This is a genomic window from Massilia genomosp. 1 (genome assembly GCF_011682185.1).
Taxonomy (GTDB): Bacteria; Pseudomonadota; Gammaproteobacteria; order Burkholderiales; family Burkholderiaceae_D; genus Telluria_A; species Telluria_A rubra.
Map to the genome: position 1 here is coordinate 1 of NZ_WHJF01000139.1, position 14417 is coordinate 14417.

A 14417-nucleotide genomic window follows, 5' to 3' on the forward strand; every position below is an offset into this window, starting at 1 on the left:
CTGCTCTGGGGTAGAATTCATGTCGGGCAAGGTGTGTTCGTGCTGATAGGGTAGGTTTTTAGATAACTCCCATTCTATCAATCACTTACGGCATTCTTGCCCTTTTTTGTGCAAAATTCAGGCTAGATATATGAACATCATCGAACAGCGCGTGCTGCGCGGCCCCAATCGCTGGTCCCGGCTGACCTGCCTGCAAACCGTGATCGACACCGGCGATGCGTACGCCAGCGCTCCCGGCTTCGCCGACGCCTTGCTGGCGCAGTTGCCCGGCCTGGCCGGCCGGCGCGGCTTTACCACGCTCGTACACGCGGCCGAACAAGCGGCCCTGGAGCTGCAAGGCCTGGCCGGCACGCCGGTCAGCTTCGCCCTGACCAGCCAGGTCGATGAGATGCGCTGGCGCATTGTCGTCGCTTACCAGCGCGAGCAAGTCGGCGTCGAGGCAATGGCGCTGGCGCTCGACATGGTGCGGGCGGCGGCGCGCGCCGAAGCGCACGACTGGAGCGAACGGCTCGACGCGCTGCGCGACGTGGCCAAACGCGGCGCCGTGGGCACCAGCACGGCGGCGGTGGTGCGCGCGGCGCAGGCGCGCGGCATTCCCACGGTGCGCCTGAGCGACGAAGCCAACCTGTTCCAGCTGGGCTGGGGCAGCCGCCAGCAGCGCCTGCAGGCGACCGTCACCGGCGCCACCTCCACCATCGCGGTCGGCATCGCCAGCAACAAGCAGTTGACCAAGACCTTGCTGGAACAAGGCGGCATCCCGGTACCCAAAGGCGGCGTGGCCGCCAGCGCCGATGAAGCGGTGGCGCTGGCGGCGCGCCTGCGCTTCCCGGTCACCGTCAAGCCGCTCGACGGCAACCAGGGCAAGGGCGTCACCACCGAATGCGGCGATGCCGACAGCGTGCGCACCGCCTTCGATTTCGCGCGCCAGTACGCTCGCCGCGTCATCGTCGAGCGCTTCATCGCGGGGCGCGACTACCGCCTGCTGGTCACCGGCGGCAAACTCGCCGCCGCCTCGCTGCGCCGCCCGCCCGCCATCAGCGGCGATGGCGCGGCCACCGTGCAGGAGCTGGTCGATCGCGAAAACCGCAATCCGGCCCGTGGCGAGGGCCACGCCAACATCCTCACGCGCCTGCGGCTCGACGACCTGGCGCTGGCGCTGCTGGCGGAACAGGGGTGTACGCCAGAGACCGTGGTGCCCGCCGGCGTCGAGGTGCAACTGCGCGGGAACGCCAACCTGTCCACCGGCGGCACCGCCGAAGACGTGACCGGCCTGGTACACCCCTCCACGCGCGAGATGTGCATCCGCGCGGCGCGGATCATCGGCCTGGATGTGGCGGGCATCGATGTCATCTGCGGCGATATTTCGCTGTGCCTGCGCGAGCAGCGCGGCGCCCTGATCGAAGTCAATGCGGCGCCCGGCATCCGCATGCACGAGTATCCGAGCCGGGGCCTGGCCCGCAACGCCGGCGAGGCCATCGTGGAGGCCATGTTCGGCCAGGGCGACGGGCGCATTCCCGTCATTGCGGTCACCGGCACCAACGGCAAGACCACAACGTCGCTGATGATCGCGCACGCGGCGCGCCTGGCGGGCCTTTGCACGGGCGTGACCACCACCGAAGGCGTTTTCATCGACGGCCACCGGATCATCGACGGCGACTGCGCCGGCTACCATTCGGCGCGCACCCTCTTGACCACGCCGACGGTCGATCTGGCGGTACTGGAAACGGCGCGCGGCGGCATCCTCAAGCGCGGCCTGGCGTTCGATCGCTGCGCGGTGGCGGTGGTGCTGAACGTGTCGGCCGACCACCTGGGGCTGGACGGCGTGGACAGCCTGGCCGAACTGGCAAGCGTGAAAGCGGTGGTGGCCAACGCCGCCTCGCGCGCGGTGGTGCTCAATGCCGACGACCACCTGTGCGTGGCGATGAGCGCACAGGTTCCGGCCGATGTGGAGCGCATCTTCTTTTCGATGGAGCCGGAAAACCCGGTCCTGCTGCGCCACCTCGATAACGGCGGGCGCGCCGCCTACTACCAGGACAATGCGCTGATCCTGGCCGACGGCTCGCGCAGGGCCGGCTTGCTGTGCGCCGAGCGCATGCCGTCGAGCATGCGGGGACACGCGCGCTACAACATCGCCAACGGCCTGGCCGCGGCGGCCGCGCTGATGGGGGCCGATTTTACCCATGCGCAGATCGCGCTGGCCTTGTCGAGCTTTGTATCGGACCGCGACAACAACCCGCTGCGCTCGAACATCTACAGCGCGCAAGGCGTCACCATCGTGCTCGACTACGCGCACAACCCGGCCGCCTACGCGGCCATGGCGTCGATGGCGCAGTCGCTCTCGGGCGGACGGCGCATCGCGCTGCTCACCTGCCCCGGCGACCGGCGCGAAGCCGACCTGCTCGACATCGGCCAGACCTGCGCCGAAGGTTTCGATGAACTGTTCGTGTACGAAGCCGACCCGCGCGGGCGCGCCAGCGGCGAGACGGCGGAAAAGATCCTCGACGGCGCGCGCCGCGCCGGCAAGGAAGAACATCTGCTGCACGCGATCGTGCCGGTCAGCGACGCCTTTACGGCGGCGATGGCCTCCTGCCGGCCGGGCGACGTGCTGCTGTTCGCCTGCGGGTCAAGCGCCACCGCCCAGCGCGAAATGGCGCGCCATGTCGATCCGGCGCCCGCCGCACCGGCGACAGCCCCGGTACCTCAGGCGACCGTCCCGCTCGAATAAGGTGGCGACTGGCCTGCGCCGCGATCACTCGGCATCGTCGAGCGCCGGCAGCTGGTCGAGCGCCGGGACTTCGTCGACGACGTACCCGGCACGTTCGAGCGCAGCCTTGATGGTTGCCTCGAGTTGCTCGTGAGTCGACATGCCGATCACGGCACACAGCGCGTACGCAATCATGAGCGCATAGGCCGACAGCACCACCTCCTTGGGATTCGCTTGCGGTGCCGGGCCGAAACGGTTGAGGCCGGCGTCACCGGGAACAAAAAGCAGGTAGATCGCCAATCCGATATTGAGCACGGGGACTAACAAAAGGGTTGACCATCCGGCAGCCCGGCCCAGATCGTACAAACGCCGCTGCGCAACCAGCATGGCAACGCTGAGCGGCGTGGCCATGATGAACAGGTAGCCAATTGGCCAGTCCGAAGGCAGCAGCATGAATAGCCCTAAGGCCGCCAACAGCGCCAGCATGGGAACGACCGTTCCATAGACGAGGTAGCGCATGCGTCCGATGCGGCCGCGCATGCCAAGCATGGCGGGCTGGTAGGTGACGGCCTCGGTCGCTGGCGCATCGATGGGGTTTTGGGGGGCGGTGTAAGGATTATCCAATTGGCGCTCGGGAGAGTTGGATCAAGTTGAAGGAACGCGTCAGCAGATTGGCAATCGCGGTTGCGATTGTAACAATTTGACGCCAACTTGGCTTGTTTCAACTCGCCGCAGACAGGGGGCCTCGAAAATTGCGCCGGGCAGCAGGTTTTTCGAGGTCCCCGGGATGCCGCACCCGGCCCCAGTCAGTACATCAGGCGGCCGTCCCGCTTGAACAAGGCGATATCGACGAATTCGGACATGGTGCTCTTGCGGTCGGACGACTGGATCGTCATGCCGCCGATGTCGATCGGGGCGCGGCTGGCGGCGATGGTTTGCAAGCCGCCTTTTCCGGCCGCCTCCATCTGGATCACCTTGACCAGCGTCTTGGCGACCGCGAAACCTTCGAGCGTAATGGCCGATACCGGCTCGTCGCGGAATTTCTTCATCATGTCGATATGCTCGGACTGCAGTACCGAAGCGGTGCTGCCCGGATTGGGCACCACCTGCGAAAACACGGTCCACTCGGTGGCGCGGGCGCCGGCGATTTCGCTCAGCGTCGCCAGGTTGATCAGCGAGGTGCCGGCCACAAAGGTGCTGGCGTCATGCTTGCGGAAAGCCTTGAGGAACTGCGAGGCGCCGATGGTATCGGCGATCATCAAGACCACCTTGGCGCCCGCCGCGCTTAACTGCCTGGCGTCGGCGTCGATATTGGGCGAGACGCGCACCGTGCCCGCCAGGGTCATGCCGCGCTTGCGCAATTCGTCGGTCACCATCTTGTACGTCTTCTGGTTTTGCGGCGTGTCCTGCAACACGATGCCGACTTTTTTCAGCCCCAGCTTGTCGAAGTAAGCGAGGATGAACTGGCACTCGTGCTCCATGCTCGGTCGCCAGAAGATCACGCGCCCGCGCGGCGCCGCGAAGGCGTCCGTCAGCGGCGCAAACAGCACGTGGCGCGAGTCGGCGAAGGCCGGCGCCGCCAGGATGGCCTGGGTCGACTCCGGGCCGATGGCGCCCAGCAGGTAGCTGACCCGGTCCTGCTGGATCAGGGACGTGGCCAGCCTGGCCGAATCGGCCGCCACGCCGCGATCGTCGCGCACGGTGTAGACGATCTTCTTGCCATTGATGCCGCCCTTGACGTTGACGCTGTCGAAATAGGTGGTGATGCCGGCCACGTAATCGCGGCCGATGGCGCCGTTCGGACCGGACAGGTCGATGGCGTGGCCAATCACGATTTGCGCGGAGGCGGTCGCGCTGGTGGCCAGCAGGGTTACACAGACGCTCATTGCCAGCCACAGGGCACGGATACAGGACTTCACGGTCGACTCTCGGGGATGAAAACCGCAATGGTACGCAACAGGTATGACAGGGTGATGACGCGGTGCAACATTGATTCCATTTTCATCTCAACAATATCGAAAATGCCACATCGCCGTGTTTGGCTGCGCTGTTAGCTGATATAATCCGCGTTCTTCCTTGTATTGGCTGCTGCCTCTGAAGAAACCGCCTTTTCGAAGGTGCGTTTTTCTTCGTCTACAGAAAGCAGCCAAAAATGAGCACTACCGTATCGGCCAAACGACTGGCCAAAGCCCTCGCCTCCCACAATATTGTCGCCGAACGCGAAGGCAATATCCTGCGCGTACGATCGACCGTGCGCGCCGACGTGTACGCCGAAATCCTGCTGCCCGAGAGCCTGCCGCTCGAAGCGAAAGCGGTCAGCCAGTTGCTGGCGTTCGCCGGCATGCGCCACCCGCTCGGCGGGCACGTGTGCCGCGCCTGCGCCACGCCCGACTTCCATCCCGGCGCGCCGGTACCGGTCGGCAGCATCCTGGTCACCAACCACGACTTCGTGGTGCCCGAATCGATCGGGCGCGACATCAACTGCGGCATGCGCCTGCACGCGATCGACGTGCCGCTGGAGCGCTTTTTGGCGCACAAGGAACGCCTGGTGGCGCTGCTCAAGGGCGACCTGCTCGAAGCCGCCCGCAATGTGCCGACCACGCCGGCCGCCATGACGGCGCTGTTTGCCGACGGCCTGGGCGCCTTCTGGCGCGCCATGCGCAACACGCGCGAAGGCTTGTTCGACAAAATCGACTTCGCCCAGGTCGAAGCGGAAACGGCGCGCCTGTTTTACGCCTCGCACGTCAAGGGCAATCCCGCCTGCGCGCCCGAAGCGCTGCAAGATACCCGGCGCGGCCTGCTGCGCGACCCGGGCCTGGCCACGCTCGGCGCGGGCAACCACTTCTGCGAGTTTCAGTACGTGGCGCAGGTGCTGGAGCGCCACCGCGCCTTCGAGCTGGGCGTGCGCCCGGGCCAACTGGCGCTGATGGTGCATACCGGCTCGCGCGATGTGGGCTCGTACATCGGCACGCGCTGGATGGACCGCGCCAGGTCCGAATGGCCGGCCGGCGTCAAGCATCCCGAGTCCGGCCTGTATGGCCTGTGCGGGCCGCTGGCGGCCGAGTACCTGACGGCGATGCACGCCGCCGCCCACTACGCCGACGCCAACCGGGCGCTGATCGTGGAACTGGTGCGCCAGCGCATTCGCCAGGTGTTCGGCGACCAGGCGATGCCGCTGGTATGCGACGTGCCGCACAATATCGTGCTCAGTGAAGCGGGCGGCAATGTGCATCGCAAGGGCGCCACGCCGGCGCATACCGGGCAAGCCCTGCTCATTCCCGGCTCGATGGGCGACGACTCCTACCTGCTCGATGGACTCGGGCACGAACGCTGGGCCAGTTCGGCCAGCCATGGCGCGGGACGGGCTGTCTCGCGCATGGAGATGGCCTGGAAGTCGAAGCACGATGGCCAGGCCGGCGGGCAGCGGCCGTTCGAATGCATCACCTTGCGCGAAGAGCGACGCATCGAAGAGGCGCCCGGCGCGTACAAGCCGATCGGGCCGGTCATCACCTCCCAGGTCGAGGAAGGCCTGGTGCGCCCGATCGCGCGCTTGTCGCCGCTGCTGACGTTCAAGGCGTGAGAGTACTGTCGGCAGCCGGAGCGGCACGCGGGCTCGCGGATTCCCAGGGCCCGTCATAACAGTGACGGCAAATTTGCCAAACTAGAATTTTCCATCTCTAACTCGACAATACCGGTTCATGAAAATAGCGCTTTTGTCAGTCCTCGTCGCCGCGATCGTCGGCGGCGTGCTGTTCGCCAGGGTGTACAAGGAGAACCGCCGCAGTATCGATTGCGGCATGCAGGCCAATACCGTCGCCGGCATTGCACTTCGTCGCGACAAGGGCGCCACGCGCGACGAGGTTCGTGCAGCGATGAGCGGGACGGATCTTAAAACCGGTTCCGCGCCGCAGGTCGAATCCATGCTCGATGCCGTCTGCGTGCATGGCACCGGCAAATCGTTCGAAGAAATACGCAACATCGCCTGGGAGCAGTGCGACAAGAATCCGGAGCGTTGACAGCGCGCCAGCGCCTGTGCGCCCTGCCGTTTGCTACTGGACGGCCAGGCGTTTGGCGCCGCCACCCGGCCTCTTGGGCAAGGTCAGCTCGAGCACGCCGTCACGGCAGGTTGCCGTCGCCTTCTCGTCGTCCACCTGCTGAGGCAAGGTGAAGCTGCGGAACTGCTGGCCGTGGAAGCGCTCGCGCCACATGCTGCTGCCTTCCTTGTGCTCCTGCTCCCCGGTGACATCGGCGCTGATGGTGACTTCGTTGCCGTCAATCGCGACCTTGACGTCTTCCTTTTTTACGCCCGGCATGTCGGCCCGGACCACGAAAGCCTGGCCGGTTTCGCTGACATCCATGCGGATCGCTTCGCTGTCGAACACGCGCAAGGGGCGCATCAGGTCGAAGGCGTTGAACAGGCTCTCGACATTGCGGAACGGGTCCAGCCGGCTGATCTGGGTGCCGGGGTCGAAACGGGTAAGAGGATTGGCCATCGCGTTCTCCTTCTTTGGCTTATTCGGATTGCGGACCGGCGGCGGTGAAGGGCCGCCTTGCTGCGCCGGATTGGCGGCGGCACAAGACGCCGGCGCCGGGCATATGAGCCAGGCGGCGTCACGCCGCCATGAACACCGGCAGCGTCATCGACTTGAGCACCGTGCGGGTGGCGCCGCCGCGCAGCAGTTCGCGCAGGCGCGAGTGCCCGCAGCAGCCCATGACCAGCAAGTCCGCCCCGCGTTCGGCGGCCAGCGCCAGCAAGGCCGCGCCGGCGTTGCCCGCGTCGTCGCGCAGCACCATCTCGGCCCGCACACCGTGGCGCGCCAGGGCCTGGCCGATGGCCGTTACCGGACGCAGGCTGGCGCCGCCCCCACTCTGGAGCGAGCCGGCGTCGAGGATCGCCACATCGACCGCGCTGGCGCGCCGCAACAGCGGCAAGGCGAAGCGCATGGCGCGCCCCGCTTCGCGGCTGCCGTTCCAGCCGAGCAGGATGCGCCGGATCGGCCAGGCCGGCGCCTGCGCGTGCGGCACCAGCAGCATTGGCGCCCCGCTGGCCTTGGCCACGTCGGCCGCCAGCCCCGCTGACGGCAGCGATGCGCCGCGCACCGCATCGGCCTGGCCCAGGACGCACAAGTCGCAGTAGCGCGCCAGCGCGCCCAGGCTCACGCGCGGCTCGTCGTCGACCGCGCGCCGTTCGAAGCCGGCCAGCGCAAAGCTGGCCACGACGCGTTCGAACTGGTCGAGCGCCGATGCGGTGCGTTCGCGCAGCGTCTCGAGCACGGGCGCGATGGACGGGCTTACATTGTTGGTGGCAACGGCCTCGCGCAGGAAGCGCGAGACGTCGCTACTGGCCAGCCCGATAAGGTGGGCCTGTTCCCTCTGCGCCAGCTCGGCCGCGTAGGCGTAGCATGCGCCGGCGTTGGGTTCGTCGCCCACATGCACGACGATCGTCTTGTAGCTCATGATGATTGCGCCTCCCCGGATCTGCCTTTACTGTATGACGCGGGACAGGCCGGGGCATGAGACGAATCATGGTGCGCGTCCGAACCAATCGGCGCGCCTGCTGTCGCGCGCCGACGGGCTGCTTACGGCGCCATCACCTTATCGGGCGTCATCGGCGTGCTGCGCACGCGGCGGCCGGTGGCGTGGTAAATCGCGTTGCAGACCGCCGCCGCCACGCCCACCTGGCCGATTTCGCCCACGCCCTTGGCGCCGAGACGGCTGACGATGCGGTCATCCTCCTCCACGAACAGCACATCGATATCGTGGATGTCGGCGTTGACCGACACGTGATATTCGCCCAGGTTGTGGTTCATGAAGCGGCCCAGCCGGTCGTCGGACCGGGTTTCTTCGTGCAGCGCCTGGCCGATGCCCCAGACCACGCCGCCGACGATCTGGCTGCGCGCCGCCTTGGCGTTGATGATGCGCCCGGCCGCGATGGCGCTGACCACGCGCGTCACGCGGACCGTCCCGAACGCTTCATCGACGCGCACCTCCACGAACACCGCCGAGTGGGTGGCGCGCAGGTACTTCTGCTGCTTGAGCATATTCGGCAGCATCATGTATTTTTCTTCCAGGCGTTCGGCGCCGTCGGACGCCAGGATCGCTTGCAAGGACACGATGTGCGCCGGTTGCGCGCGCAGGCGCAGGCCGCCGGCGACAAAGTCGGCATCCTCGATACCGACCTTGGCGAACGGTGAATCGGGCATTTTGCGGGCCAGCTTGAACAAGGTTTTTTTCAGCTTGTCGCACACGCCCTGCACCGCCGAACCGACCGTGGCCACGTGCGACGATCCGCCTTCGACCGGCGCGACCGGCAAGGTCGAGTCGCCGAGCTGGAAGCGCACCCGCTCGAGCGGCATGCCCATGGCGTCGGCGGCGATGATGCACATCGCCGTGTAGGTGCCGGTGCCGATGTCGGTGGCCGCGCTCGAGACGACCAGCTTGCCGTCGGCGTGCAGCACGGCGCTGGCGCGCGCGAACATTTGCATCGCGTCCCACATGCCGCTGGCCATGCCCCAGCCGATCAATTCGTGGCCTTCGCGCATGGCGCGCGCTTCAAGCGGGCGCTGGTGCCAGCCGAAGCGCTGCGCACCCTGCTCGTAGCAGGCGCGCAGCTCCTTGGTCGAATACGGCAGGCCGTCGGTGGGATCGATGTCGGCATAGTTTTTCAGGCGCAGCGCCAGCGGGTCCATTTTCAGCTCGTACGACAGTTCATCCATCGCCACTTCGAGCGCATGCACGCCGTGCGCGGCGCCCGGGGCGCGCATGTCCATGGGACTGAAGCGGTCCAGGGCGACCAGCTTGTAGCCGAGGCGGATGTGCTCGCACGCGTACAGCTGGCCCGACCAGTTGACCACCACTTCCACGTAGTCCTCGTTGCGCGAGGTTTCGGCCAGCGCTTCGTGGATGATGGAGGTCAGGGCGCCGTCCGGACGCGCGCCCAGGCGCACGCGCTGGATGGTTTCGGGACGGTGCCCGAAGCTGAACATCTGCTGGCGCGTGAGCACCACGCGCACCGAGCGTTCCAGCTTGAGGGCGGCCATCACGGCCAGCGCCAGCTGGTATTGCGGGCGCAGGCCGGAACCGAAGGCGCCGCCCACGTACGGGTTGCGCACGGTGACCTTGTCCTTGGACAGCCCGAATACGTGCGACACATACCAGCGGCTGTTTTGCGAGCTCTGGGTCTTGTCGTAGATGGTCAGGTGGCCGTCAGCGCCGCGCACCACGGTCGAGGCGAACATTTCGAGCGGGTTGTGGTGCTCCACGCCGCTGTAATACTCGCCTTCGATCCGCACCACGGCCTTGTCCCACATCTCGTCGGCAAAGCCTTTCGGCTCGGGCGGCGGCGTGTAGCCGGCCTTCAGGCGGCTCGGCTTGTGGCTGTGCTCCATGTTCCGCAGCAGGCTCGTTTGGTGTTGTTCGACTTCGCAGGCAATCTGCACCAGCGAAGCGCCATAGCGCGCCGCTTCGAACGTCTCGGCCACCACCAGCGCGACCGGCTGGCCGCTGCTGTGGATCCTGTCGTCGTAGAGCGGGCGAAATGGCGAGCCGCCGGGGGCTGTCATGTCCTTGTAAAACAGGTCGAAGGAGCGCAGGCGCGGACGGTTTTCGTGGGTGATCACATCGACCACGCCAGGCACGGCGAGCGCGCCGGCGCAATCGATGGAGGCGATGCGTCCCTTGGTGACGGCGCCGCTGACGACCACGCCGTATAACAGCGGATCGGCTGGATGCGCGGCCGGGTGTTCGGCGGCGTAGCGCGCCTGGCCGGTGACCTTGTCGCGGCCATCGACGCGCGAGACGGCCATGCCGATGGTGACGGGGCCGGTGCCTTCGTCGGCGACCGGCGTGCGCAGTGCTTCAATCAGGTCGGTCACAGTGACTCCTTGGTGTCCGGTGCATGCATGTTGTCGATGGTGCCGGCGGCGGCTTGTTCGAGCGCGCGCACGACCGCGCGGCGCGCCATCGGAATCTTGAAATCGTTTTGTCCCTGGCCGCGCGCGCCCGCCAGCAGCAGCGCGGCGCAGGCGTCAAACAGCGCGCTGTCGGCGCGTTGGCCCACCAGCAGCGCCTCGGCGGCCGGCACGCGCCACGGTTTGTGGGCCACGCTGCCCAGCGCCACGCGGGCGGCGCGCACGACGCCGTCCGGCCCGATGTCGAGCGCGGCGGCGACCGACACCAGCGCAAAGGCATACGACGCGCGGTCGCGCAACTTGAGGTAGGCCGAGTGGGCGGCAAACTCCGCGCCGGGCGGCAGTTCGATGGCGGTGATCAGCTCACCGGGCAGCAGGGTGTTGTCGCGCTCTGGACTGGCGCCCGGCAGGCGGTGGAAGTCGGCAAAGTCGATGCGCCGTTCGCCCTGCCCGGAACTGGCGTGGACCAGCGCGCCGAGCGCCGCCAGCGCCACGCACATGTCGGACGGGTGGGTGGCGATGCAATGCTCGCTGGCGCCGAGAATGGCGTGCTGGCGCGTCAGGCCGCCGATGGCCGAACACCCGCTGCCCGGCGCGCGCTTGTTGCAGGGGACGGCGGTATCGTAGAAATAGTGGCAGCGCGTGCGTTGCAGCAGGTTGCCGCCATCGGTGGCCATGTTGCGGATCTGGGGCGAGGCGCCGGCCAGGATCGCCGCCGACAGCAGCGGGTAGCGCGTGCGCACCAGCGGGTGGTAGGCGGTATCGGCATTGCGCGCGGTGGCGCCGAGCAGCAGGCCGCCTTGCGCCGTGGGCGCGATGGCGTCCAGCGGCAGGCTGTTGATGTCGACCAGGCTCGCGGGGCGCATCACGCCCTCTTTCATCAGGTCGACCAGGTTGGTGCCGCCGGCAATGACGGCGGCGCTGGCGTTGGCGAGCTGGCGCAGCGCGTCGGCGCTCGCTTGCGGCGCATGGAAGGTGATCGGGTTCATGCGGGCACCGTGCCGGGAATGTACGGGCGGTCGGGATTGTCCTTGTGTTCGGCCAGGCCCATCACCTCGGTCACGGCGGCCACAATCTGCGGATAGGCGCCGCAACGGCAGACGTTGCCGCTCATCAGCTCGCGCACCTCGGCCACCGTGTACGCTTCGCCTTCGCGCATCAGGCCGATGGCCGAACACAGCTGGCCGGGCGTGCAGTAACCGCACTGGAAGGCGTCGTGGTCGATGAACGCTTGCTGGAGGGGGTGCAGCTTGGCGCCGTCGGCCAGGCCTTCCACCGTGACGATCTCCTTGCCGTTCTGCATCACCGCCAGGGTCAGGCAGGAGTTGATGCGCTTGCCGCCGACCAGCACCGTGCAGGCGCCGCACTGGCCGTGATCGCAGCCCTTCTTGGTACCGGTCAGGCCGGCGCGCTCGCGCAGCAGGTCGAGCAGGGTGACCCAGGCTTCGACCTCGACCTGGTGCTGCTGGCCGTTGATGCGCAGGCTGATGGGATACGTCGGGGCGGCCGGCGCGTGCGCGGCCTTGAGATGGGCGTCCATGGATTGTCGACTCGGCTTGTGTGGGAGTTAACTTTATCCATCATGCACGTCTTAGTCTGTTAGCGAACGAACGTTCGTAACCATTGGTAATCTATTTGTGTGTCGCGCAAGTCACAAGCCAGAAAGACCGCTCAGCCGCAGCTTCCCTTGACGTTGTTGTTTAGATGGAACTGCTCCCAATCGGTCAGGCGCCGGGTCGACGCGCCCTGCAGCACGCGCTCGACCACGGCGGGCGGAATGGCGGACGCGCGGAAGTACGCCAGCGCCACCTGGCGGCTCAGGGTACGGTCGTAGGTGACACCAAGATCGACCAGGAGGGACAAGCCGCTGTTGTCGCATTGGCGACGATCGGGAGCATTCAATTGGTGAGCCTTTCAGGTCGGAGCCATCTACCCATTTTTACAATAGCCGAGATTAATCAAGTCCACCAATAGCGCTTTGCTATGGATGATTTTCCGTTAGGAAATTTACACCCGTTTTGATGACACCGAGCGTTTGCTTGCTCACACAACTGTTGCGTAATGGTGTTGGCGGAGTTCATGCGGCAGTGATAAATTGGCCACTTTTAGTAACTGAGGAGGCGGGATGGAACGCTATGAACGCCACTTCGTGTCGCAGCGAATTGGCAGGGCCATTGGCGCGGTGGAGTTTGACGGGGATGGGATGGGCGTGGTGGAAATCACGGCGCCGGACGGGCCGGCACGCATGGTGTTTTCCTTCACCCTGAGCGGCGCGCAGGACGAGCATCCGCCCTCCCCGGCGCTGGCCGAAGTATTGCTGCGCACGGCGATCGCGCAGGTACACAAGGACATCCTGAAGCAGCCCCTGGGCGGCACCGGGGAGCAGCGCTGCCTGTCGAACGCATGCCCGCCATGGATTGGCGACCTGGAAGTGGCGCCCTACGGCGGCGCCACGGCGGGCTTTGCCGCCCAGCAGAAGCTTTAGACAGCAGCGCGGCCTGGCTGCATAGCTGACCTGCCGCAAGCGGGCCGGCTCAAATGCCAGGCGGCCACTGATAGTTCGGTACCGTCGCGATCTGCGTCCCGCTGACGATCAGGATTTCGCGGTGCGGCAGCATGACGATATCGGCGGGATTGCCGTCATAGCGCTTGATCTGGTGCTTATCGACAATATAGAAACGCACCGGCCCCGCCAGTCCCGCCGTCCCGGTCCGGCTCAAGCCCAATCCCCACAGCGAAAACCACTGGCTCAGCTTGAATGTTTTCGCCACATCGCTTTCCATGTGTACCACCCCGCTGGCATCGTGCACATGCATTTCGTAGGCGTGATAGCAACCGGCATGCACCCGGCCTACGCCATCAGGAAAACCAAGGCGCTTGCCATCCTTGTAGATCGACAGCAGGACGTGGTGATGGAATTTCCCGCTGACCAGGCAGTTAACCCCGTCCACCGGTTTGCCGGTTCCCCACCAGACCGGCCAGTAGGGCGGCACATTGTAGGTGGCCGGCATCAGCGGGGTCAGCACACTGGCCAGGGTGATCGCTTCGACCGGCGCTGCCGCTGGCGCCGCTGTGCTGGCGACGACCTCGGCCACGGGTGGCAGCGGGGCCACGTCCACAGGCGGCGCCGACGGTGCGCCCTGCGCCTTGGCCACGGCGGCATCGGCATGCAGTTGCGGCGCCTGGGGCCCATCGTCCCTGTCCTGCGCGTGGTCGTAGTCGTGCGCGAGCGCCGGGTCCAGTGGCGCCTGCGGCTCCCCGGCGCGCTGGGAACCGTCACCTGCGCCGCATGCGGCCAGGATGAGCAGGGCGGCGTTGATCGACAGCGCCCGTGTGGTGGTGGACGAGAACATATCGTGCTCCTCTATCTGGTGTCATCGGTGTTGTCCCTGAGCAGGAACAGGCTACGGGAGGGCAAGCGGAAAGCCTGCCGTCCTGGTGCTATGGTGGCCCCATCGCCGGCAGGCGTCCTTGCGCCGGCGCCCGTGGCGCGCATGATGAGACTTACGACATGTCAACTGCGTAGCGCAAGATGCGCGATGATGAAAGAGAGATATTGTTAATAATTAAGGTGATTAGCGCTGATCTTCAGCATAACTGAACTTTGGTCGCCGTTACGTGTCCAACCTTGCATATGCGTGCGCGGTGGCGCAGGCGGGAGAAGATTATGGCGACAATGAATCGGGTTCAGTTTCAGGCGGGCATGAGTGTGACGCAATTCATGGAGCTCTACGGGACGCAAGCGCAGTGCGAAGCGGCACTGGAAAAGATTCGATGGCGCGACGGATTCGTCTGCCCCATGT

The 14417-nt window shown here is 66.2% G+C and carries 14 protein-coding genes; 5 read left to right on the forward strand and 9 right to left on the reverse strand.

Translation table 11 applies throughout. The features are described 5' to 3' along the window. The first annotated feature begins 130 nt into the window (after positions 1–130). Entirely contained in the window at positions 131–2725 is a 2595-nt protein-coding gene (gene cphA, locus F1735_RS30180) for a cyanophycin synthetase (RefSeq protein WP_167240367.1), read from the forward strand. 24 nt (positions 2726–2749) lie between these two features. Here cphA and F1735_RS30185 read toward each other — a convergent pair whose 3' ends face one another. Together F1735_RS30185 and F1735_RS30190 are read right to left on the reverse strand one after the other, a co-directional pair. Next, on the reverse strand, positions 2750–3328 hold the full coding sequence (locus tag F1735_RS30185) for a DUF805 domain-containing protein (protein ID WP_167240368.1): 579 nt from the start codon (positions 3326–3328) through the stop codon (positions 2750–2752). A 182-nt stretch (positions 3329–3510) separates the two neighbouring features. Beyond that, positions 3511–4623, reverse strand: a complete 1113-nt coding sequence (locus F1735_RS30190; RefSeq protein WP_373888605.1) for an ABC transporter substrate-binding protein — start codon at positions 4621–4623, stop codon at positions 3511–3513. A gap of 233 nt (positions 4624–4856) precedes the next feature. Here F1735_RS30190 and F1735_RS30195 point away from each other — a divergent pair, with 233 nt between their 5' ends. Both F1735_RS30195 and F1735_RS30200 read left to right on the forward strand, forming a co-directional pair. Continuing rightward, complete coding sequence (locus tag F1735_RS30195; RefSeq protein WP_167240369.1) at positions 4857–6284, forward strand: RtcB family protein; 1428 nt, start codon at positions 4857–4859, stop codon at positions 6282–6284. 133 nt (positions 6285–6417) lie between these two features. After that, positions 6418–6720, forward strand: a complete 303-nt coding sequence (locus F1735_RS30200) for a hypothetical protein (protein ID WP_167240370.1) — start codon at positions 6418–6420, stop codon at positions 6718–6720. Between the two features lie 33 nt (positions 6721–6753). Here F1735_RS30200 and F1735_RS30205 read toward each other — a convergent pair whose 3' ends face one another. The 6 genes from F1735_RS30205 to F1735_RS30230 form a co-directional block, all read right to left on the reverse strand. Beyond that, the gene (locus F1735_RS30205; protein ID WP_167240371.1) at positions 6754–7197 is read right to left on the reverse strand and encodes an Hsp20/alpha crystallin family protein; all 444 of its coding nucleotides are present in this window, start codon (positions 7195–7197) and stop codon (positions 6754–6756) included. A 118-nt stretch (positions 7198–7315) separates the two neighbouring features. Next, on the reverse strand, positions 7316–8161 hold the full coding sequence (locus tag F1735_RS30210) for a universal stress protein (protein ID WP_167240372.1): 846 nt from the start codon (positions 8159–8161) through the stop codon (positions 7316–7318). Positions 8162–8283: 122 nt separating this feature from the next. Next, positions 8284–10578, reverse strand: a complete 2295-nt coding sequence (locus F1735_RS30215) for a xanthine dehydrogenase family protein molybdopterin-binding subunit (protein WP_373888606.1) — start codon at positions 10576–10578, stop codon at positions 8284–8286. Continuing rightward, positions 10575–11603 (reverse strand): FAD binding domain-containing protein, encoded by a 1029-nt coding sequence (locus F1735_RS30220; protein WP_167240373.1) that lies wholly within the window; start codon positions 11601–11603, stop codon positions 10575–10577. Before F1735_RS30220 ends, F1735_RS30215 begins: the two co-directional genes overlap by 4 nt. Next, entirely contained in the window at positions 11600–12154 is a 555-nt protein-coding gene (locus F1735_RS30225; RefSeq protein WP_167240374.1) for a (2Fe-2S)-binding protein, read from the reverse strand. Before F1735_RS30225 ends, F1735_RS30220 begins: the two co-directional genes overlap by 4 nt. Positions 12155–12285: 131 nt before the next feature. Then, positions 12286–12516 (reverse strand): hypothetical protein, encoded by a 231-nt coding sequence (locus tag F1735_RS30230; protein ID WP_167240375.1) that lies wholly within the window; start codon positions 12514–12516, stop codon positions 12286–12288. A gap of 223 nt (positions 12517–12739) precedes the next feature. On the opposite strand from F1735_RS30230, the gene F1735_RS30235 reads away from it, so the two are divergent. After that, positions 12740–13099, forward strand: a complete 360-nt coding sequence (locus F1735_RS30235; RefSeq protein ID WP_167240376.1) for a hypothetical protein — start codon at positions 12740–12742, stop codon at positions 13097–13099. 49 nt (positions 13100–13148) lie between these two features. Here the strand turns inward: F1735_RS30235 and F1735_RS30240 are convergent, their stop codons facing one another. Next, positions 13149–13967: a hypothetical protein gene (locus F1735_RS30240; protein ID WP_167240377.1), complete on the reverse strand. Its 819-nt coding sequence runs from the start codon at positions 13965–13967 to the stop codon at positions 13149–13151. Between the two features lie 323 nt (positions 13968–14290). On the opposite strand from F1735_RS30240, the gene F1735_RS30245 reads away from it, so the two are divergent. Further along, positions 14291–14417, forward strand: a 127-nt coding sequence (locus F1735_RS30245) for a transposase (RefSeq protein ID WP_167240380.1), incomplete at its 3' end; no start/stop codon positions are given.